This is a genomic window from Bacillus sp. KNSH39 (genome assembly GCF_052656585.1).
This window is the reverse complement of sequence record NZ_JBQXYO010000001.1, coordinates 1531805-1552737: the sequence shown is the minus strand read 5'-3', so window position 1 is coordinate 1552737 and position 20933 is coordinate 1531805. Positions and strand designations below refer to the sequence as shown.

Annotated in this window: 16 protein-coding genes; 11 read left to right on the top strand and 5 right to left on the bottom strand. The window is 34.0% G+C overall.

Annotated features, from left to right (window positions below):
- Positions 1 to 21: 21 nt before the first annotated feature.
- From ACUL40_RS07810 to ACUL40_RS07795, 4 genes are all read left to right on the top strand, one after another.
- On the top strand, positions 22 to 1047 hold the full coding sequence (locus tag ACUL40_RS07810; protein ID WP_063220667.1) for a ParM/StbA family protein: 1026 nt from the start codon (positions 22 to 24) through the stop codon (positions 1045 to 1047).
- A 305-nt stretch (positions 1048 to 1352) separates the two neighbouring features.
- Positions 1353 to 2303, top strand: coding sequence for a magnesium transporter CorA family protein (locus ACUL40_RS07805; RefSeq protein WP_000388923.1), 951 nt, complete (start codon positions 1353 to 1355; stop codon positions 2301 to 2303).
- Positions 2304 to 2745: 442 nt separating this feature from the next.
- A complete protein-coding gene (locus ACUL40_RS07800) occupies positions 2746 to 3189 on the top strand; it encodes a MarR family winged helix-turn-helix transcriptional regulator (RefSeq protein WP_000111425.1) in 444 nt (147 codons plus the stop codon).
- Positions 3190 to 3408: 219 nt separating this feature from the next.
- Entirely contained in the window at positions 3409 to 4287 is an 879-nt protein-coding gene (locus ACUL40_RS07795) for a LysR family transcriptional regulator (protein WP_000423188.1), read from the top strand.
- A gap of 288 nt (positions 4288 to 4575) precedes the next feature.
- Here the strand turns inward: ACUL40_RS07795 and ACUL40_RS07790 are convergent, their stop codons facing one another.
- The 4 genes from ACUL40_RS07790 to ycaC all read right to left on the bottom strand — a co-directional run bounded on the left by ACUL40_RS07790 (position 4576) and on the right by ycaC (position 8468).
- Entirely contained in the window at positions 4576 to 6411 is a 1836-nt protein-coding gene (locus tag ACUL40_RS07790) for an amidohydrolase (protein WP_001052854.1), read from the bottom strand.
- Between the two features lie 13 nt (positions 6412 to 6424).
- The gene (locus ACUL40_RS07785; RefSeq protein WP_078421379.1) at positions 6425 to 7018 is read right to left on the bottom strand and encodes an antibiotic biosynthesis monooxygenase; all 594 of its coding nucleotides are present in this window, start codon (positions 7016 to 7018) and stop codon (positions 6425 to 6427) included.
- Entirely contained in the window at positions 7015 to 7659 is a 645-nt protein-coding gene (locus ACUL40_RS07780) for a hydrolase (RefSeq protein ID WP_000067162.1), read from the bottom strand. The genes ACUL40_RS07785 and ACUL40_RS07780 overlap by 4 nt, the downstream gene beginning before the upstream one ends.
- 164 nt (positions 7660 to 7823) lie before the next feature.
- Complete coding sequence (gene ycaC, locus ACUL40_RS07775) at positions 7824 to 8468, bottom strand: isochorismate family cysteine hydrolase YcaC (RefSeq protein ID WP_000131227.1); 645 nt, start codon at positions 8466 to 8468, stop codon at positions 7824 to 7826.
- A 502-nt stretch (positions 8469 to 8970) separates the two neighbouring features.
- Between ycaC and ACUL40_RS07770 the strand changes: the two genes are divergently transcribed.
- The 5 genes from ACUL40_RS07770 (at position 8971) to ACUL40_RS07750 (ending at position 16005) form a co-directional block, all read left to right on the top strand.
- Positions 8971 to 9807 (top strand): bromoperoxidase, encoded by an 837-nt coding sequence (locus ACUL40_RS07770; protein WP_001074300.1) that lies wholly within the window; start codon positions 8971 to 8973, stop codon positions 9805 to 9807.
- 408 nt (positions 9808 to 10215) lie between these two features.
- Positions 10216 to 11805 carry a bifunctional metallophosphatase/5'-nucleotidase gene (locus ACUL40_RS07765; RefSeq protein WP_322367891.1) on the top strand — a complete coding sequence of 530 codons (1590 nt, stop codon included), beginning with the start codon at positions 10216 to 10218 and terminating at the stop codon, positions 11803 to 11805.
- A gap of 521 nt (positions 11806 to 12326) precedes the next feature.
- Positions 12327 to 13658, top strand: coding sequence for an erythromycin esterase family protein (locus tag ACUL40_RS07760; RefSeq protein WP_098926026.1), 1332 nt, complete (start codon positions 12327 to 12329; stop codon positions 13656 to 13658).
- 585 nt (positions 13659 to 14243) lie between these two features.
- Entirely contained in the window at positions 14244 to 15401 is a 1158-nt protein-coding gene (locus ACUL40_RS07755) for a serine hydrolase domain-containing protein (protein ID WP_000857790.1), read from the top strand.
- A gap of 343 nt (positions 15402 to 15744) precedes the next feature.
- On the top strand, positions 15745 to 16005 hold the full coding sequence (locus ACUL40_RS07750; protein ID WP_445422837.1) for a cytochrome P450: 261 nt from the start codon (positions 15745 to 15747) through the stop codon (positions 16003 to 16005).
- Between the two features lie 164 nt (positions 16006 to 16169).
- Here ACUL40_RS07750 and ACUL40_RS07745 read toward each other — a convergent pair whose 3' ends face one another.
- Positions 16170 to 17321, bottom strand: a complete 1152-nt coding sequence (locus tag ACUL40_RS07745) for an anion transporter (RefSeq protein ID WP_000659298.1) — start codon at positions 17319 to 17321, stop codon at positions 16170 to 16172.
- A gap of 954 nt (positions 17322 to 18275) precedes the next feature.
- Between ACUL40_RS07745 and ACUL40_RS07740 the strand changes: the two genes are divergently transcribed.
- Together ACUL40_RS07740 and glsA are read left to right on the top strand one after the other, a co-directional pair.
- A complete protein-coding gene (locus ACUL40_RS07740) occupies positions 18276 to 19700 on the top strand; it encodes an alanine/glycine:cation symporter family protein (RefSeq protein WP_000439275.1) in 1425 nt (474 codons plus the stop codon).
- Between the two features lie 124 nt (positions 19701 to 19824).
- The gene (gene glsA / locus ACUL40_RS07735; RefSeq protein ID WP_000588648.1) at positions 19825 to 20805 is read left to right on the top strand and encodes a glutaminase GlsA; all 981 of its coding nucleotides are present in this window, start codon (positions 19825 to 19827) and stop codon (positions 20803 to 20805) included.
- Positions 20806 to 20933: the final 128 nt, after the last annotated feature.

The window sequence follows — 20933 nt, the reverse complement described above, 5'->3', positions numbered from 1 at the left end:
ATAGAAAGTGAGGAAAAAAGTATGAAATCTCTGTATGCAATTGATGTAGGAATTGGCTTTACCAAAAGGGCATACCGACAGGATGTAGATTCTGAGATGACAATCAAGAGTGAAGCTTCCACACTAGCCCCTGTACCTAATCATGCTGAAAGTGAAGATTTAACAAAGGTAAGTTTTATAGACTTAGATTTTGCATACTACATGGGAAATGAAGCACATCAATCTGACGCTTCGTTTCTTCCTCCATTTGACGAAGAAATAGAAAATTATTATGAAAGCGAACGATTTAAACAACAAATATTTGGTTGCATTGCAAAGGATTATAAAGAAAATGTCGTGTTACCTCTAGTTGTTACTGGGCTCCCCGTTACTTGTTTTGGTAGTCAGCATGAGCAATTACAACGTGCACTAAAAAAAGAAACTTCCGTACAAATTGATGGGAAATTTATTCATATTACGGTGGAAAATGCTTTGATTCTTCAGCAACCGGTCGCTTTACATGCCTATTTCTTAAAAGAGGGAATCATTCAGGAACGAGATCGCATCTTAATTATTGATGGCGGATTTCGTACAGTAGAAATGACAGATATGAAACAGAATGTCATTTTAAATCATTATGAGGCGGAACTAGGATGTAGCAAGCCTTTGAAAAATATTAAGAATATCGTGCAGAATCATGAGGGTGAAAGTAATCAATTGCATATTAACGACATGCCAAACATATTAGAAAAAGGATATGAATGTCGAGAAGAAAATCATGAGGCAAGTCAGGTTCATACTTTGATTCAAAAAGAGTTGGATGCACACTTCCAAGACGTCATGCGTGTATTACAAGAACAATTTAAGTTAGAACAGTATAACACTATTATTTGGACAGGAGGAATAGTAGATCTCCACAAAAAACGAATTGAAAAAATGCAAAGTGAAATTTCTTCTTTCCGTATGGTAGACGCTTCGAAAGAGGCTGCACTCCATGGATACTACATTATTGGGAGTCAAGTATTTGAGGACATTACCAATCAATCTGCATATGAATCCAAATTATAATAACGAATGAAATGGAGTTCGTTGAATAGACGTGCCAAATTATGTAGCTTCTTTTCCACATATAATAAATTCTTTATAAGAAAAGATAAAAAGTGCTTGTATAGAGGAAATGTTTAAAATTGAAAATAAAAATAACTAATATATAGGGGGTCTTTCTTTTAAAAGAATAAGACCTCCTATGTTATTTATTTTGTAATTTAGATGATCTAAAAACTCTTCCTCCAAGACATGAATACCTACATACAAATTTCGTATTACGGATATGATTCAATCAAACATAAAACTATTTAGAAAGGAAGAATAATATGGAATGCATAAAAATGACGAAATGGAGTTGGTATCATGTGAAAACTAGTGAGCTTGAAAAACTTTCTTCTATAATCCCTCGTGATGTAACATCTTATTTCGCTCAATTTGTAAAGAAAATAAGTTCTCCTTGTGAAAATGGATTATATGTTTATACGTTATCACCAAGTCAAACTTGTGTATATGGTTCGTTTTTATATGATCAAGATAAAAAGGACGCCAAAATTCAAAAATTTCTTCATTATTTCGTAGCTGATGGAATACTGATAACAGTTCAGGAAAAAGAGGAAGAGGATTTCCAAAAAATAATACATAATTTCCCTATGGGTACAAAAAATTGTAATAGTTCCGCTGAAGGATTATGTGCTATCTTATCAATGTTTATATCTCATTATTTGCGAAAGGTTGACTACTTTGAAAACAATTTCAGAAATGTATTATGGGATTTTTATCATCATAATAACATAGCAGTTTTAGAAAGGATTTATCATATTCGTCATGAATTATTTATGAACACACATGTGTTTCGCTTAATACAAGAAGTGTTACAAGGCCTAAAAGAAGCTTGGTTAGAGAAACTAACAAACACCCTTTGTTATAAACAAACATACGTAAAATTAGAGCGTGGATTACAACTTGTTAAAGAGTACCAAGAAGAATTAGACACGATGATTCATTTACAAGAAGTTGTTTCTTCTCATCGTGGGAATGAAATTATGAAAGCTCTTACTGTATTAACTGCTGTGAGTACGCCTTTGACAGCCTTAGGAGCATTATGGGGTATGAATTTTAAATACATGCCTGAACTAGAATGGAAATATAGCTATTTAATCGCTCTCTTATTTATTATTTTCACAACAGCGGGTATGTATATGTATATGCGATTCAAAGGATGGACAGGTGACTTATTACGAGTAAAGAAAAAGAAATCTTTTTTTAAATCTAATTAATCCTGTTTATAAAAAATATGATAGATATATGGTTTGTAATATTTATTAATTGAGATAGCACCATATCCCCATCAAGTTAAAGTTTTGATGTCCTCACAATGATAAAAATGGTGAATATTTATATGAAAGATTAGAGCTCTCCTTCCTGTAGGAGAGCTCTAATCTTTATTTAAAAACTATATCATATACTCTGAAATTTGTCCGGATTCAATTTAGAATATGGCAAAAGAGAACTTGCGATTAAAAACAAGCTCTCTTTAAAAGAAATAACGTAATTGAGATACTTATATAGTAACAATTGTTTTCTTCTAATTCCATATGTCATATGTTGAGAAATAAATTATAAATGGATTGATAAAGCTAAAATGAATGATTGACATAATATTTTGACGATAATATAATGAATCTCGAATTCAAGATAACTTGTAAAGGATTGGAAATTATGAGCGTGATTAACGATGAGAGCTTATCTTTAAAGTTATTTGTTATATTATCAAGGGCAGTACAGTCAATTACTAAGCGTATTGAAGAGGATATAAAAAGTTATGGACTTAATCCAACTGAATTTGCAGTGCTTGAGCTACTGTATAGTAAAGGCGATCAGCCTATACAAAAAATTGGAGACAAAATATTACTTGCAAGTAGTAGTATCACGTATGTAGTGGATAAGTTGGAAAAGAAGAGGTTCTTAATACGAAAACCATGTCCTAAAGACCGCCGTGTCACGTATGCGTCAATTACTTCAGAAGGTATTGAACTAATGGATATTATTTTTCCACAGCATAAAGAGGCGATTCAGCAAATATTTGGTGGTTTGGACTATACTGAGAAAAAAATGATAATCGAAAAGTTGAAAAAATTAGGGTATTATGCACTCGAACTATAAATCTTTAGAAATATATCTCGAATTAGTAATGTCCTAATTAAATATAATTTAAATAAATAGGAGGAAAAATTAATAAATGGTAGTAAATTTATTATAATACAAAATGAATAAAGCGTGTAATTTCAATCGGTATAATATGAAATAAAGTTGTTATGTTAATGTATACATATCGTCCTTTAAATTATAAATCTTTCATAAAGCGGAGAGTGGGTATCAAGAATGGAATTACGTCATTTAGAGTATTTTATTCAAGTTTGTAATAATAATAGTTTTACTAAAGCTGCGGAAGTTCTAGGTATTTCACAGCCGACTTTAAGTCAACAAATACGAGTTTTAGAAGGTGAACTTGATACACCCTTGTTTCATCGAGTTGGAAGAGGTATCAAAATGACAGAAGCGGGTAAGCTGCTATTTGATAAAGGAAAATTTATCATGCAACAATTTGATGACGTTTATAATGAAATTTTTGAATTAAAGGGTGTAAAAAGAGGTGTGATTACTATAGGAGGTTTATTAGAGGATCTCACTTATTTAACACCCTATATTATGAAGTTTCAACAACATTATCCCAACATTGTAGTAAAGATTATAGAATCCGAAGTTGCTGTAAATCAAATCGTTGACAAAAATATTGATTTCGGGATTACACGTAGTGCTCAAATTCCAGACACATTAACAAACACCCTTTTGTATAGTGAAGAGCTCGTCCTTGTCATTCCAAAAAATCATCCTTTGAATGAAAAATCATTTGTTTCTTTTCGAGAATTAGTAGGGCTCAGTAGAGTAATGGTTTCATGTAGTTGTCGTGAATCTATTAAGATATATTGTGAGAGTTTAGGGTTATCTTTATCTGAAGCAAATATAGAAACAAAATCTTCTATTTCTCTATTGAGCCTTGTATACAATGGACATGGTGTTGCCATAATACCTCTTTCACTGGTTAACTTTGTTAATAATGATACTTTGAGCATAGTTCGTATTACTGATCCAACACCAAGTCAAGATATTAATCTTATACACTTTGATGATAAATTTTTAAGTTTTGCAGCACGCATCTTTATGCAGAAGTTAAATGATTCTCAAAAAGTATCAGTGTAATAGAAATAATAATGATCCTAGTGTAACAATTGAAAAAATTAAAATCTATATTAAAGTCGAAGGACAGTGGATTTATATGTGTGGTGTAGTCGATCAAAAAGGGGGATAGGAAAAAAGGACAGACTTTGCAAGGAGAGAAGGCTATCAAAAACAAGTTAAGTTAATCAATCAATTCTTCGGTCTTATCGCATAGTAACAGATTCCATGTAGGGATATACACTGCTATTTTGAATTTATATATCCTTATTGTAGAAAGAAAACCACCGGCATTATACCGGTGGTTTTGATTTAGAAAGCAAAGCAAGTACAACCAATACCCCATTTAGTTCCATCTTTTCCTATTACGGTATGAGTGTGTTGATGGAGAGGGTTACTACAACTATGTAACTTGTTATCATGGGAATCGTGAGAAAGTATAGTGTTGGCTAGGTTAGCACCACCATACCCATAAACGCCCGTCGGTGACCAATCAGGTGATGCTGGCGGCAATTCAGGTGATAAGTTTTTAAATTCATTATTTCCATAAACAACCTGCCCACCCATAATGGTGAGCAATGATTCAAGGTCTTTGATTTCTTCTTCCGGCACAGTAAAGTAGTCAGCAGACAATACAGCAATATCAGCAAACTGACCTACTGCCAGGGTTCCTTTTTTACCTTCATCGCCAGAGAACCACGCACTTCCTTTTGAATATAATTCCAGGGCTACTTTTCTATCAAGTTTATTTTTTTCATCGTATATGGAAAGCCCACCAATGGTTTTTCCAGCAACCATCCAGTAAAGAGCAACCCAAGGGTTATAGCTGGAAACCCTGGTTGCATCACTACCGGCGCCAACAGGTATACCAAGGTCTAACATACGATAAATTGGAGGAGTATGCTTTGCAGCTTCCTTTCCGTATAAGTCAACAAAGTATTCACCTTGAAAAGCCATGCGGTCTTGGATGGCAATACCGCCATTTAAAGCCTTAACACGTTCCATACTACGATCTGAGATTGTTTCTGCATGATCAAACCACCAGCGTAGCCCATTAAAAGGAATTTCTCTGTTAACTTCCTCAAATACATTTAAGAAACGTGTGATTGACTCGTCATAAGTTGCATGTAAACGGAATGGCCAACGGTTTTCCACCAATAGAGAAATTACTTTCTTTAAGTCGGCTTCCATTACTGTAGCTAGTTCGGGCCGTGGCATTTGAAATTTTTCAAAATCGGCTGCCGAGAATACTAACATTTCTCCGGCACCATTCATTTTATACTTATCATTTCCTTGACCGGGAGAAACAATTTTTGCCCATGAAGCAAAGTCTTCATATTCATGATTAGGATTTTGCGTAAATAGATTATAAGCAATACGCAAAGTTAATTGTTCCTTCTCGGCTAAATGTTCAACAACTTTGTAGTCATCAGGGTAATTTTGGAAACCACCACCTGCGTCGATGGCACTTGTAATACCTAATCTATTTAATTCACGCATAAAATGGCGAGTTGAGTTAATCTGGTCGTCAAGATTAAGTACTGGAGCTTTACCCAAACTTGAATAAAGAATAGAAGCGTTAGGGTTAGCAATTAAAAGGCCCGTTGGATTACCTCTTTTATCCCGCTGAATTAAACAGCCTGGAGGGTCTGGGGTATCTTTCGTGTATCCCAGTGCACGTAGCCCTGCACGATTTACAAGTGCTCTATCGTAAAGATGTAGCACAAAGACAGGCGTGTCTTCAGAAACAGCATTAATCTCTTCTAATGTTGGCATCCGTCTCTCTTTAAATTGAAATTCAGACCAACCCCCAACTACTCTTACCCACTGAGGAGCAGGTGTACGCCTTGCCTGTTCTTTGAGCATTTCTAGAGCAATAAAAAGTGATGGCACGCCTTCCCAACGTAATTCCATATTATAATGCAGACCACCACGAATCACGTGTATATGGGAGTCATTCAGGCCTGGAATAGCTCTCTTTCTTTTAAGGTCTATTTTTTTTGTTTTTTCCGTGGCACTATTAAGAAGCTCATCTCCACCTACTGCAGTGACTAAACCATCAGTTATGGCGATAGCAGATACCTCAGGCTGAGAAGGGTCAAGGGTAGTAATTTTTCCGTTATATAAGATCATATCCGGTAAATTCATGTTCACACCTCGTCTACTTTCTATTATTTTGTAACCATGGATGAAATAATTTACCGAAAATCGGCATGACTACCCATGATAGCAAGGACACTATACATACAGAAACAAAAAAAGCTGACATAATAGGATTCATATGTTTTATAATAGGTCCTATCACTTTAGGAACTAACATGCTAAGAGGCCATACACCCAGAAGGGTAATGATAGACATTTTCCATTTTGGCGGTGGAACTGGCGTTTTCGGAGTAACAAACCAATAAGCCAAACTGCTTTCAGTTTTGTAAGTTGGATTAGTGGCTTGAAATTGCTCCGCCGTTTTTAACAAATCCCGGCGAACATCTGATTCTTGCCAAGTACGTAGATGCTCATACGTATCAAAGCGAAAAATAACAGTATACTCTCTGGATTCGTTACTTGGGACTATTAGATTTACACCTAAATGTCCTGGGAATTTAGTAGCCGCAGCCTCAATTTCATGTCTCCATGTTTCAAACTGTTTTTCTCTACCTTCTTGAATTTCCCATGTAACAATCGTTGTTACTGGATTGCCAGCATCCATCGTGTTCCCTGTATAAGTCTCTTCGACAGCTACTCCTTCTTGTTTCATATTTTCCTGCTTGGAAGCGCGCCATGCACCATAGTATATGCGTATTCTACACCTTGACCATAAGCACCAGTGTGTTCCTTTACAATCTCCATTACAGCATCATAAGTGTCTTTGTGTGCCCAGTCACGTTGGTATTCAAGTAAAACTTGAATTGCTGTCACTGGAATTGCACCAGCTTGTTCTACACGACGCATAGCAGCGTTATGTGCTGTCAAACTAGTACCACCTGAAGCATCATCAACTGCATATACCTCATAGCCAGCTTTAATTGCTTCAAGCACAGGGAATGCAAGGCAAACTTCAGTCCAAAGTGCTGCAAATATTAATTTCTTTCTACCGGTTGCTTTAACTGCCTCAACAAATTTCGGATCTTCCCAAGAGTTCATTGAACTACGTTCTATAATTTCATGGTTTGGGAATATATCAAGAATTTGTGGCCAAAAATAACCAGAAAAGCTGCGTGTTTCAACTGTAGTAAGAATAGTAGGTACGTTAAAAGTTTTTGCTGATTTAGCAAGTAGCATAACGTTATTAATCAATGTTTGTCTATCAATACTTGCAACTCCAAAAGTCATTTGAGGTTGAAAATCAATTAAAATTAAGGCACTGTTCTCCGGATTTAACAATTCTAAATTACTCATAATAAAACGCTCCTTTTTCAATTGTTTATTGAAAGTAATGTATCTTCTGTCAATTGAAGCTCTACTATACTTTTTAATTTAAATTTAGTGCTGATTTAATCAGCACTAAATTTATACTATCTACTTTAAAAAAGGTGATTTAAAGCTATTTCCTTGAGATACATTTATGCATTTTGTTTACTAAGATCTCGCTGAGCTCCTCTATAGCTTCCAATTATATTTTGATAGCCTGGAAGATTGCTAGCAAGCAAATTGCCAAAACCTTCGACATCGTTGCGCCAATCGCGTTGTAATTCGCAAGCTACGCTAAACCAGTTCATAAGTTGCACGCCACTATGTGCCATACGTGTATTGGCAGCATCTGCAACTTGTTTACTGAAAGTTCCTGAAGCATCAGTAACAGCAAATACTTCATATCCAGCTTTTATAGCGGAAAGTGCCGGGAAAGCAACACAAACGTCCGTAACTACGCCTGCGATGATAAGTTGTTTTTTTCCAGTTTCTTCGATTGCTTTTACAAAATCATCATTATCCCATGCGTTAATTTGTCCAGGTCGAGCTATTTTTGGTGCATGAGGAAAGAGATCAACCAATTCTTGCATTAAAGGTCCATTAGGCCCGTTTTCAAAACTTGTTGTTAAAATAACTGGTAAATTAAAAAACTTAGCAGTATGAGCAAGAGCTAAAACATTGTTCTTGAATTCATCAACACCATAGTCACGTACTAGTCCGGACATAAGACCAGTTTGATGATCTACTAAAAGCACAACAGCATCATCTTTGTTAATACGAGAATAGAGATCAGTCATTATGTATTCCTCCTAAAAATTAAGTAATCGAAGAAAGTTTAAATAGTCGGATACTATCATAAGTTTCTTCGTTTATAACTAAGCTGACCAATAATATTGGTTATAGCAGCATTCACAGAACATGAAGTGCTATACAAATTTATAGTATTTGAAAACTGATTCGTTAATCAATTCTAAATTATCTATAATTCGTATAGGTCGTAACTATAGTTGTTTTCACTATAAAATAGATTGGTTTTACCTATACATCCTATAGATAGAACGATATTGATAGTCACCTATTTTTGTTATTACAATTGAATAGGAGTAATGTTCAGTAATTATTTTATGATGCAAAAGGCATTAGAGGGGGGATTGTTCCAAAAGGAGAAAATGAATGCATTGGAACAATAGAGTTTCATACTTAGAATTCACAACATAAACGTGCATGAATAGGTTATGACATTCATCCAGATTATTGAAGAAAAGGATACATATTGGAATATTTTTAGGAGGTAGAAGCATGGCTAAAATTACTGTAGGAACCGAAAAGCAAGAACCAATTGAGATATATTATGAGGATCATGGCACAGGAAAACCAGTTGTACTCATTCATGGTTGGCCGTTAAGTGGTCGATCTTGGGAATACCAAGTTCCTGCTCTTGTTGAGGCTGGATACAGAGTTATAACATATGATCGTCGAGGATTTGGACAATCATCTCAGCCGTGGGAAGGGTATGAATATGATACCTTTACTTCTGATTTACATCAACTATTAGAACATTTAGAGCTTCAAAATGTCACACTTGTTGGTTTTTCTATGGGTGGAGGCGAAGTAGCCCGATATATTAGTACGTATGGAACAGATCGTATTGAAAAGGCTGTTTTTGCTGGGGCAGTTCCTCCGTATTTATACAAATCAGAGGATCATCCTGAAGGGGCCTTAGATGATGCAACAATTGAAGCATTCAAAAGTGGTGTGATAAATGACCGCCTTGCATTTCTTGATGAATTTACTAAGGGATTTTTCGCGGCTGGTAATCGAACAGATTTAGTTAGTGAGCCATTCCGTTTATATAATTGGGATATTGCAGCCAGTGCATCACCTAAAGGAACACTTGATTGTATTACCGCCTTTAGTAAGACAGATTTTAGAAAAGACTTGGAGAAGTTTAATATACCTACTCTTATTATTCACGGTGATTCTGATGCAACTGTACCATATGAATATAGTGGGAAATTAACACATGAAGCAATTCCTAATTCTAAAGTAGCCTTAATAAAGGGTGGTCCACATGGGCTAAATGCAACGCATGCTAAAGAATTTAATGAAGCACTCCTATTATTTTTAAAGGACTGATTACAACTATATAATTGTTAGTTGATAAATTATAAATAAGTAAAAAATAAAGCTTTATAAAAGATGCTCTTGGATAAATCCAGGAGCATCTTTTTAAATGGTGGTATTGATATGTTAGGTTGATAAATCTTCATTAGTTTCGAATTGAATATTCTTCTTAACAGCAAAAATGTATTGTTTAGAGTTTTTTAGGTCTTTTAGATGTATTGCTATATTACTATCAAGATAATATTTTGAATAATCCTCAAAACAAAGAAATGTACATTTTTTGAGGAAGAAATATCTTGTCAGAAAACAATAAAATCTTATTAATTTTTATAATTGGTAGAATTTTTATGGAAATAATTCTCTTAATATATTAAAATAACATCGTATTATGTCAGATTTTAATTAGGGGAGAGAAATTTTATGTTGAAAAAAATTATTCCAGTTGCTTTAGCATTAAGTACAGTTACTTTTACTAGTGTATTTGCTGCGCCTTCAATCCAAGCAAGTACAGAACAAAATCGCTACATAGATGTACAAATGCTCGGTATTAACGATTTTCATGGGCAACTAGACACTGTAAAAAAAATTAACAATAAAGATGCAGGGGGAATTGAGTACTTAGGGGCTTATTTACGTGATCGTGAAAAACAAAATCCAAATACATTAAAGGTACATGCTGGAGATGTTGTTGGAGCAAGTACTCCTGTTTCAGCATTATTACAAGACGAACCTACAATTGAATTTCTAAATGATTTGAAATTCGATGTTGGAACGATAGGAAATCATGAATTTGATGAAGGTGTTGAAGAAATGAACCGCCTTATTTATGGTGGATACCATGAGAAAACAGGAAATTTTAAAGGAGCAAAATTCCCATATGTTGCTGCAAATTTCTATAATAAATCCACCGGTCGTTTATTTTTACCACCATTCACTATAAAAAAGGTACAAGGAGTTCCTGTTGGCTTTATCGGAGTCGTAACAACGGATGTTCCTAACCTTGTTATGCCTACTATGCTAAAGAATGTAGAAATTACAGATGAAGTTGAAGCTATTAACAAATCCGTAAAGCAATTAAAAAAACTAGGCGTTAAATCTATCGTTGTTCTTGCACATAACGGAGGTATAACAGATGGGAACGGCGTAACAAATGGTGATATCGTCCGATTAGCAAATGAGACTGATCCAGAAGTCGATGTTATTTTTGGTGGCCATAGCCACACCTATGTAAATGGAACTGTTAATAATAAACTTGTCGTACAAGCAAATTCTTATGGTATGGCTTTTGCTGATGTTGATGTAAAGATTGATCGTAAGACACAAGATATTGTTGAGAAAAAAGCAGAAATTGTTACAACTTATCATGAAGGCATAGAGCCTGATAAAAAAATAAAGAAGAAGATGGAGAAATATCAAGCAAAAATCGCACCTCTTGTTAATGAAGTTGTAGGTAAGTCTATCGCTCCACTAGATCGCAAACAAAATATGGCTGGTGAATCTACTCTTGGAAATTTAGTTGCTGATGCTCAGCGTACAACAATGCAATCCCAAATTGCACTTATGAATCCTGGTGGTATTCGTAATGACTTAGATACTGGTGATATTACATGGGGAGAGATATATGGTATTCAACCATTCGGAAATCAATTAATAAAAGTAAATTTAACAGGTCAAGACATTCGTGATATTTTAAATCAACAATGGCAAAAAGACATAACAAGAATGCTTCAAATTTCAGGTATCCAATACACTTGGGATGCGAACAAGCCTAATGGAGAAAAAGTAACAAGTATTCGCTTAACAAATGGAGAAGAAATTATTCCTTCTAAAACTTACAGCGTCGTTGCGAACGCATTTCTAGCTTCAGGTGGAGATGGATTTGTATCCTTTAAAAACGGTAAAGATGCTGAAACAGGACCAACTGATTTTGAAGCATTAGTAGATTATATAAAAAAATCAAAAGAACCAATTCAGTCTATTATTGATGGAAGAATTCAAAAGATAAATTAGTTTTTTATTAATCTCAAAAACAACTAGATTACCTGTGCGCTATACTCTTTAGTGTGCAGGTAATCTATTTTTTTGATTTGAAATAGTCTAACTGTGGCCAATGGGTATACCGTCTAGATGCAGAGTGCCGAAAAAAATGAAGTGAACAAAAAATAACCCCTAAATTAACTCTATGATAAAGAGACTACAAACAATCAAAAATTGGAACTTCATATTAACCATATATTAACTACGTTAATAATACATACTGAAATTGAATACTTTAGATAACATCATTTATAACGAATATCTGTACATTATAATGTTATACAATGAGGAATTTACAATACAATGAATTGAAGCTTATTTAGTTTTATATTCGTATAAGTGAATTAAGAATTTCTTAAGAACCTATTAAGAAATAAGTGAGTTTTAGGAACTAGAATAAATGTATCTGAACAGTAATAAGAAAATGAATGTTTTAAACGGAAGTTGGCAGAGTATGTCAAAAAGCTATAAGTAAATATTTCAGGAGGTTTTTTATGAAAAAGAAAATAATTATTGCAATTGTTGTTTCTGCTATAACAATGACTCATTTTGTAGGAAATACTTATGCAGATTCGAAAACAGAGGTTTCTGTTACAGCTCCCTATAATACAAATCAAATAGCGAAATGGTTAGAAGCACATGCAAAGCCTTTAAAAACAACTAATCCAACTGCATCTCTTAATGATTTGAAACCACTTAAGGATATGGTAGGTTCAGCTTCAATTGTAGGTTTAGGTGAAGCTACGCATGGGGCTCATGAAGTTTTTACGATGAAACACCGCATTGTTAAGTATTTAGTATCTGAAAAGGGCTTTACCAATCTAGTTTTAGAAGAGGGATGGGACAGGGCCTTGGAACTTGATCGATATGTTCTTACTGGTAAGGGAAACCCAAGCCAACATCTAACACCTGTATTTAAGACGAAAGAAATGCTAGATTTACTTGATTGGATTCGGCAATATAATGCTAATCCAAAACATAAATCGAAAGTACGTGTCATCGGGATGGACATTCAATCAGTAAACGAAAATGTTTATAATAATATAATAGAATATATTAAAGCGAACAATTCAAAACTGTTGCCTAGAGTAGAAGAGAAGATAAAAGGGCTTATTCCTGTAACAAAGGATATGAATACTTTTGAAAGCCTTACGAAAGAAGAAAAAGAAAAGTATGTTTTAGATGCTAAACAAATTAGTGCTTTATTAGAGGAAAATAAAAGTCATTTAAATGGGAAATCTAAAGAGTTCGTATGGATAAAGCAAAATGCTCGTATTATTGAACAGTTTACTACAATGTTAGCGACACCTCCTGATAAACCAGCGGATTTTTATTTGAAACATGATATTGCAATGTATGAAAATGCGAAGTGGACTGAAGAACATTTAGGAAAAACCATTGTATGGGGACATAATGGACACGTTTCGAAAACAAATATGCTTTCTTTTATATACCCTAAAGTAGCAGGGCAGCATTTAGCAGAATATTACGGAAAACGGTACGTATCTATTGGAACGTCAGTTTATGAAGGACAATACAATGTGAAGAATAGCAATGGTGAATTTGGCCCCTATGGAACATTAAAATCGGATGATCCAAACAGTTATAACTACATCTTTGGACAAGTTAAAAAAGATCAATTTTTTATTGATTTACGTAAGGCGAACGGCGTGACAAAAACTTGGTTAAACGAACAACATCCAATTTTCGCTGGAATAACTACCGAAGGGCCTGATATACCAAAAACTGTTGATATATCATTAGGTAAAGCGTTTGATATACTTGTTCAAATTCAAAAAGTGAGTCCATCTCAAGTACATCAATAAATTTATAATCATGTGCCTTAATGACAAATTTCATAGTGTTTCATATAACACAATGAAATTTGTTTTATATAGCAAGAAGAATAATCGCATTAGAAAAAATCAGCAGTTTAACCTGTTAAGAGTAAAACGAATCTTACAATATGTAAAGCGCAAAAACACTGAAGCGAAAAGCATCGGTGTTTTTTGCGCTTTCGGGCACAGATGCTACTTCAATCCTATTGTAGAAGTGATTTTGTATGTAAGGAATTTGTAAGGAATAGGTAAGAAAAAAGAGATTTTCATTGTGTAGGATAAAAATATAAGGAGGCATGAAGGGGGGAACAAGTACGGCCTACATATAAAACAAATAATCAGTAACAAGAGTGTTTTAAGGAAAAGAAGTAATTTCTATGGTTAATATGTATGTGGAAAAAGAGTGATTTAGAGATTGTTAGAACACAATGGTGTTTGTGAAAATAATGATTAGTACGTTGATTGCAAATTCAGTGTTGACTTTTATCATTGGGAGAGTTGATAGCTGTGTGGTTCGTATATGAGACAGCTATTAGCCATCAATACAATTTAAATAGAAGAGAGGAATTCTTTATGAAAACACGCAGTAAAATTACATGTGCAAGTCTAGCACTTTTAATAGCTGGAAGTTCCCTGTTATACATAACACCAACATCAGTTGTAAAAGCAGAACCTACGCAAAATGTATCTAGTTCGTTACAAACAAGTACGCAAAGCGATCGTACTTCCGTTAAGAAAGCAATGCGAGATGAACTGCAACTTGGATACCCGGGAATACTCGCTAAAATTTCTAAGGGGGGGAAAACTTGGAGTTATACAGCTGGGGTAGCCGATCTGAAAACTAAGAAACCAATGAAAGCAGATTTTCGCTTTCGCATTGGCAGTGTGACGAAAACGTTCATTGCAACAGTTCTACTTCAATTATCTGGAGAGAACCGTTTGAATCTAGACGACTCCATTGAAAAATGGTTACCTGGTGTTATTCAAGGAAACGGATATGATGGTAACCAGATTACGATCCGGCAAATATTGAATCATACAAGTGGTATTGCTGACTATATAAATTCAAAAGACTTTGATATTACGGATATAAAAAAATCGTATACGGCTGAAGAATTTGTAAAGATGGGGATTTCACTTCCCCCAGACTTTGCCCCAGGAAAGGGTTGGTCTTATTCAAATACAGGATATGTAATACTAGGAATCCTTATTGAAAAAGTAACAGGAAACAGCTATGCGGAAGAGGTTGAAAATCGGATTATTGAACCGCTTGATTTGTCAAATACATTTCTACCTGGTAATTCAAGCGTGATTCCAGGCACCAAGCATGCCCGTGGCTATTTGCAACTAGACGGAGCGAGTGAGCTAAAAGATGTTACTTATATTAACCCAGGTAGCTCGGATGGAGATATGATTTCTACTGCTGACGACTTAAACAAATTCTTCTCTTGCTTACTAGGTGGCAAATTACTGAAGGAACAGCAGTTAAAACAAATGCTTACTACAGTTCCTACAAATAGAGAGGGAACCGGATATGGTCTTGGAATACTTGAAATTAAGCTTCCGAACGGTGTCTCGGTATGGGGACACAGGGGTGCCGTTCCAGGGTTTTCCACTTTTGCTGGTGGAACACTTGGAGGTAAACATACACTCGCTATCAATTCGAACAGTTTAAACCTTAATAACCCGGAAGTTTTTAAGAACATTTTACTTGCTGAATTTAGAAAGTAGGAAAAACGGATAAATTTTGTCATTTGTAATTTCCATCGGAATGGATTACCGCTTGAAAGAGTATAGAGGGATTAAGTATCTAGAAACAATCAAGCCAATCATGAAGAATGGCTAAGTAAAAGGATTTGTTTATACATTGGCCAATTAAAAGAGCAACAGATATAATGAGTGATTAGTATGTATCTAGTATTGCATTTGTATTGGTATCTTCACGGATTGTAAATTTGTATAAGGTGCGAAGTCTAATTTAAGACTTCGCACTTTTGCTGTTTAACAGCTTTTATTACGAAGCTATTAACAATAGAAAAAAGGAGAATGTAACTAGTTATGTGGATACTACTGTATGATTGGTGCAACAAACTGTGACTCTAACGTATTTGAAAGGCCTGATAAACTCAACGTTTATCGTCCTGACATTGATATTAAAAAGGCATTTAGTGGTACTGCAAGACATCTTGCTTTTGGATTAAGTATCTATAATTGTGTAGGAGTAGCATTTGCAAAATTAAAAATTGAAATAGATTCAACCATTAAAGATAATATTAGCAGGAAAAAATTGAGGGACATTAAGGATTTTGTGAAGAAGACTTCAAAAATGAACTGAAATCTAATAAACAACGTAAAAGCTAAAAGATTTTCGCTGTGAGAACATCTCAAAATATTAAATTGATGGTAACTTTGTTGTAGCTCTTTAAACATACCTATATTAAAACCCAAATATCTCAGCATTAAATTGAGAATTTGGGTTTTTCTAAAGGAATTAATTTTTTAAAAAATTTTTAGAAATTTAAACATAAAGTATTGTATACATGTAAGTATGATTAAAAATGAAAAGTTGTAAATGCTAAATTTAATTAAATACGCCTTACTCTCTTTAACATTGGCCTGAATGAATAGTTTATAGGAGATTACACTGGCTAAAGATGCGATAATTGTTCCAAGCCCTCCAATATTTACTCCTAGTAATAAAGCTTTCCAATCAGAAGTAAAGTTTGATAGAAGAATTGAAGTAGGAAAATTGCTAATCAATTGACTCAAAAATATGGAACTAAAGAAGACTGAAGTATCTCCTCTTAAATTAGCGCGAGCAAATGTCTCCAGTGCATCCGAATGTGAAATGTTTCCGATGAAAATAAAAAAACAGACAAAGGTTATTAGAAGAAAGTAATCGATCTTAAATAGTAAGTTTCTATCTAATGTAAATGCTGCCACTAATGTAACTATTAGCGCAATGTAATAATTAATGACACCAAAAATAGATGCAATGATAGTGAGAAGTATTAAAATCCAGACGGTAGCTTTTTTTCGATTTTTCACGGTAATAACAGGTAGTTCTATTTTTAAATCTGTTTTTTGAAGTTTTTGAGTACATATAAATAACAAACTAATTCCAAGTACAGCTAAAAGCAGGATTGAACCTAAAAATGGGATGAGCTTAATTCCATAGTAAGAGTATAAGTATAAATTTTGTGGGTTTCCCATAGGCATCAAGCTACTACCGATGTTTGCCGCAATTGTTTGCAGGATGATTGTATCCATCATGTTCATTTGTGTTTTTTTACTAATGACAAGTGTTATTGGTACAAAAGTGAGGAGAGCGACATCATTTGTTACAAACATGGAGCAAATAAAGCATAACAAAATTAGAATAATAGATATTGACCTGCTGTTATTGCATTTATTTAAAATGGCAACGGCAAGTTTGTCTAATATCTTTAGCTGTTCCAAGGCCTTAATGGCCACCATTAGATTAAATAAGCTAATTAACACTTCAAAGTTAATATATTCGATCTTTGGCGAATGTATTAAGCAGCTTACAATTGCTAGTATTAGTGAAATGGTAAGTACTAAATCTTTTTTTAAAAATCCGAATTTCATAAGGAGTCTTTTTTTATTTTGAACGAATACTATTTCTTTCACAATACACCACCTGTAATCTATGTTAGTAAATATACGTTTTTTGGGATAACTCGATATTGCTAGAAAAGAGGATGTCATAAGTTCCTAAATAAAAGTTTTGTAATGTTTCATCCCTTCAATAAAATCCTTTTTTGCTTAGTGTCTTTCATGTGGTAAATATGTGCAATATAGACGAATCCAGCTAGGGGGATTAATTGAGAAAACAAATGTTTTTTGTATGATACCATAAATAAATTAAATGCTTTATTTTTTTAATATTCTTATAATACCCTATTGATTCTTGATTTCAAATACTTTATAAGAAGTTCTAAAAGAGAAAAAGTACGCATGTTTTTATGAAGAAAATAGAGGCTTGTCAAAGGTTAGGTAGAACAGAATCTGCGACGTTTGGATACTGTATAAAATTCACAAAATCTCAGTGTTTTTTAGATGAAAAAAACTTAAAATATTTTTTGTTTTTATAAAAATCTGTACTTTTTCGTAACATTCTGTACTTTTAATTATAAATTAAAGACAAGATTTTCTTAGTTGAATAGTGAAAGCGCTTTATAGAGTTTTCGCGAATTTTTTACCTAGCCTATTTTTGAGATTAGTAGTGAGAAAGGAGATATTTCCATGTTCTTGAGAAGATTAACAAAAAACCACTTAATCACTATTGATTATTATGATTTAAATCACCGGTAAACGAAACAAACATAGTAGTACAACAATGTTAGTGGATAAAAATATTAGTTTTGCAGAAAGGGGTAGAGCATCCGTTTGTATAATCGTTAAGTACTTCAAAATTTCAGTTTTACGGTTACATGTTGTGATGTTTGCTTAAGCAGGCCAATCCGATTCATATAGAAAATTTTTATCCTTGTTGTATTTGAATATGAAAGAGGTATTTATACCAGGAAATATAGGTGATTTTATATAGATTATGATAGATAAATTTTGGTATGGAGTGATGATATGGAAAGGTTTTTTGTAGATTTAGTCGGATCAACAAATGATTTTTTATGGTCTAAATTGTTAATTATTATGCTTGTTATTTGCGGAATTTATTTTACATTTAAATTGAATTTTGTACAGTTTCGAATGTTAAAAGAGATGGTCCGTGTATTAATGGAGGGAAAAAGCGGTGCTAAAGATCAAGTCTCTCCTTTTCAAGCGTTTTGTATTGGTATGGCAGCCCGCGTTGGAACAGGGAATATTACAGGAATTGCGATTGCAATTGCATTAGGTGGTCCTGGAGCTGTATTTTGGATGTGGATTATTTCTATTATCAGCTCGGCATCTAGTTTTGTCGAAAGCACATTAGCACAGATATATAAAGTAAAAGATAAAACTGGTTTCCGCGGTGGTCCATCCTATTATATGGAAAAAGGGTTGAATAAACGTTGGATGGGAGTATTATTCTCTATTTTAATCACAATTACTTTTGGACTTGTATTCAATTCAGTACAATCAAATACAGTTACAATTGCTTTTCAAAACTCATTTGGTACAGATCGTCTAACAGTTGGGATAATCATGGCCATTGCTTTCGCTGCGATTATTTTTGGTGGTGTACAACGTATTGCAAAAATGGCTGAATACAAGGTAGTATTTTTAGCGGTATTATACATTGGAGTTGCATTATTTGTTGTAGTTACCAACATATCAAAAATGCCGGAAGTTCTTTCTCTTATTGTTCAAAACGCATTTGGTTTTAAACAAATAGCAGGCGGTTCAATTGGTGCAGCACTTATGAATGGAGTTAAACGTGGTTTATTTTCAAATGAAGCTGGTATGGGAAGTGCACCAAACGTTGCCGCAACAGCAACAACAAGTCATCCGGTGAAACAAGGACTGATTCAAGCATTTGGTGTATTAACGGATACACTGATCATTTGTACTAGCACTGCCTTTATTATTTTGCTGTCTGATGCATATAAACAACCGGGATTAAATGGTATTGCACTTACACAAGCAGCATTAAGTGAACACATAGGTCCTTGGGCATCGGGTTGTCTTGCTATCTTTGTTTTTTTATTTGGATTTGGTGCGTTAATTGGCAACTATTATTATGGTGAAACAAATATTCGCTTCTTACATACAAGTAAAGTGTGGTTAATGATATACAGAATAAGTGTGTTGGCTATGATTGTATTTGGTTCTGTTGCAAAGATTCAAATTGTATGGGATTTAGCGGACTTATTTATGGGCTTTATGGTTATTATTAATTTAATTGCTATTACCTTACTTTCAAAAGTAGCATTTGCGGCGTTACAAGATTATATAAACCAGAAAAAAGCTGGTAAAGATCCTATTTTTTATAAAGAAAACATTAAAGGGCTTGAAAATATTGAATGTTGGGATAGTTATGAGAAAACTTCAAAAAAGAAAAGTGTGTAATAAGAAGGATATTCAGACTGCAATATGTCTGAATATTTTTCTTGGTTCTAGTGCAAATATTATTGATTATAGTAAAGAAAAAATCATTCTATATAAAGTTAATAGTACGGGGGAATATGATTAAATGATAAAGGATTCTAGCGTTCAAGTTGAGGGTCAAGAAAAAGTTTGCTTAGATCAATGGGTAGCTCATTATCGAGCGTATGCAGCTAAGGGACGAAGCGCCAGTTATATTCCCGCTCTGGGGGAAATAAATGTATCGCAGTTAGGTATTTGTATAGTAAAGCCAGATGGAACAATGATAAAATCAGGAGATTGGGAGATACCTTTCACATTACAAAGTATATCAAAAGTAATCGGTTTTATAGCCGCTTGTTTAAGTCGCGGTATTTCTTATGTATTAGAACGAGTTGACGTAGAGCCAACTGGAGATGCCTTTAATTCAATTATTCGTTTAGAGATACATAAACCAGGAAAACCTTTTAATCCTATGATCAATGCTGGAGCAATTACGATAGCTTCACTTTTGCCAGGGACATCGGTGCAAGAAAAATTAGAATCTCTATACGTATTAATTGAAAAAATGATAGAGAAGCGTCCCGCTATTAATGAAATAGTATTTCAATCAGAATGGGAAACGGCTCATCGTAATAGAGCATTAGCATACTATTTAAAGGAGAATGGTTTTCTAGAATCAGATGTGGAGGAGACACTAGAGGTTTACCTAAAACAATGTTCGATTGAAATAAATACAGAAGATATTGCCTTAATAGGGCTTATACTAGCACATGATGGATATCATCCTATTCGCAAAGAACAAGTGCTCCCTAAAGAAGTAGCTAGGTTAACAAAAGCTTTAATGCTTACTTGTGGAATGTACAATGCTTCCGGAAAATTTGCTGCTTTCATTGGATTACCAGCTAAGAGTGGGGTATCGGGCGGAATTATGACACTTGTTCCCTCAAAATCTAGGAAGGATTTATCGTTTCAAGATGGATGTGGTATTGGTATTTACGGACCAGCCATTGATGAGTATGGGAATAGTTTACCAGGAATTATGTTGTTAGAACATATTGCAAAAGAATGGGATTTAAGTATATTTTAAAAAGGAGCACAGATATTTTGGTGTTAGAGCGAGTCCAAAAGTGTTCAGACCTTATATTGTGTCTGAACATTTTTGAGTTATAAAGTATGTTTCTAAAGTAGAAGGGTGTAATGAATACTCACAATCTA

What these genes read in the sequence shown, in the direction of transcription:
- ACUL40_RS07740 (WP_000439275.1), top strand. Translation starts at nt 18,276, where the DNA reads ATGGAAAGGTTTTTTGTAGATTTAGTCGGATCAACAAATGATTTTTTA.
- ACUL40_RS07750 (WP_445422837.1), top strand. Translation starts at nt 15,745, where the DNA reads ATGATTGGTGCAACAAACTGTGACTCTAACGTATTTGAAAGGCCTGAT.
- ACUL40_RS07760 (WP_098926026.1), top strand. Translation starts at nt 12,327, where the DNA reads ATGAAAAAGAAAATAATTATTGCAATTGTTGTTTCTGCTATAACAATG.
- ACUL40_RS07780 (WP_000067162.1), bottom strand. Translation starts at nt 7,659, where the DNA reads ATGAGTAATTTAGAATTGTTAAATCCGGAGAACAGTGCCTTAATTTTA.
- ACUL40_RS07790 (WP_001052854.1), bottom strand. Translation starts at nt 6,411, where the DNA reads ATGAATTTACCGGATATGATCTTATATAACGGAAAAATTACTACCCTT.
- ycaC (WP_000131227.1), bottom strand. Translation starts at nt 8,468, where the DNA reads ATGACTGATCTCTATTCTCGTATTAACAAAGATGATGCTGTTGTGCTT.
- ACUL40_RS07795 (WP_000423188.1), top strand. Translation starts at nt 3,409, where the DNA reads ATGGAATTACGTCATTTAGAGTATTTTATTCAAGTTTGTAATAATAAT.
- ACUL40_RS07785 (WP_078421379.1), bottom strand. Translation starts at nt 7,018, where the DNA reads ATGAAACAAGAAGGAGTAGCTGTCGAAGAGACTTATACAGGGAACACG.
- ACUL40_RS07810 (WP_063220667.1), top strand. Translation starts at nt 22, where the DNA reads ATGAAATCTCTGTATGCAATTGATGTAGGAATTGGCTTTACCAAAAGG.
- glsA (WP_000588648.1), top strand. Translation starts at nt 19,825, where the DNA reads ATGATAAAGGATTCTAGCGTTCAAGTTGAGGGTCAAGAAAAAGTTTGC.
- ACUL40_RS07805 (WP_000388923.1), top strand. Translation starts at nt 1,353, where the DNA reads ATGGAATGCATAAAAATGACGAAATGGAGTTGGTATCATGTGAAAACT.
- ACUL40_RS07800 (WP_000111425.1), top strand. Translation starts at nt 2,746, where the DNA reads ATGAGCGTGATTAACGATGAGAGCTTATCTTTAAAGTTATTTGTTATA.
- ACUL40_RS07755 (WP_000857790.1), top strand. Translation starts at nt 14,244, where the DNA reads ATGAAAACACGCAGTAAAATTACATGTGCAAGTCTAGCACTTTTAATA.
- ACUL40_RS07765 (WP_322367891.1), top strand. Translation starts at nt 10,216, where the DNA reads ATGTTGAAAAAAATTATTCCAGTTGCTTTAGCATTAAGTACAGTTACT.
- ACUL40_RS07770 (WP_001074300.1), top strand. Translation starts at nt 8,971, where the DNA reads ATGGCTAAAATTACTGTAGGAACCGAAAAGCAAGAACCAATTGAGATA.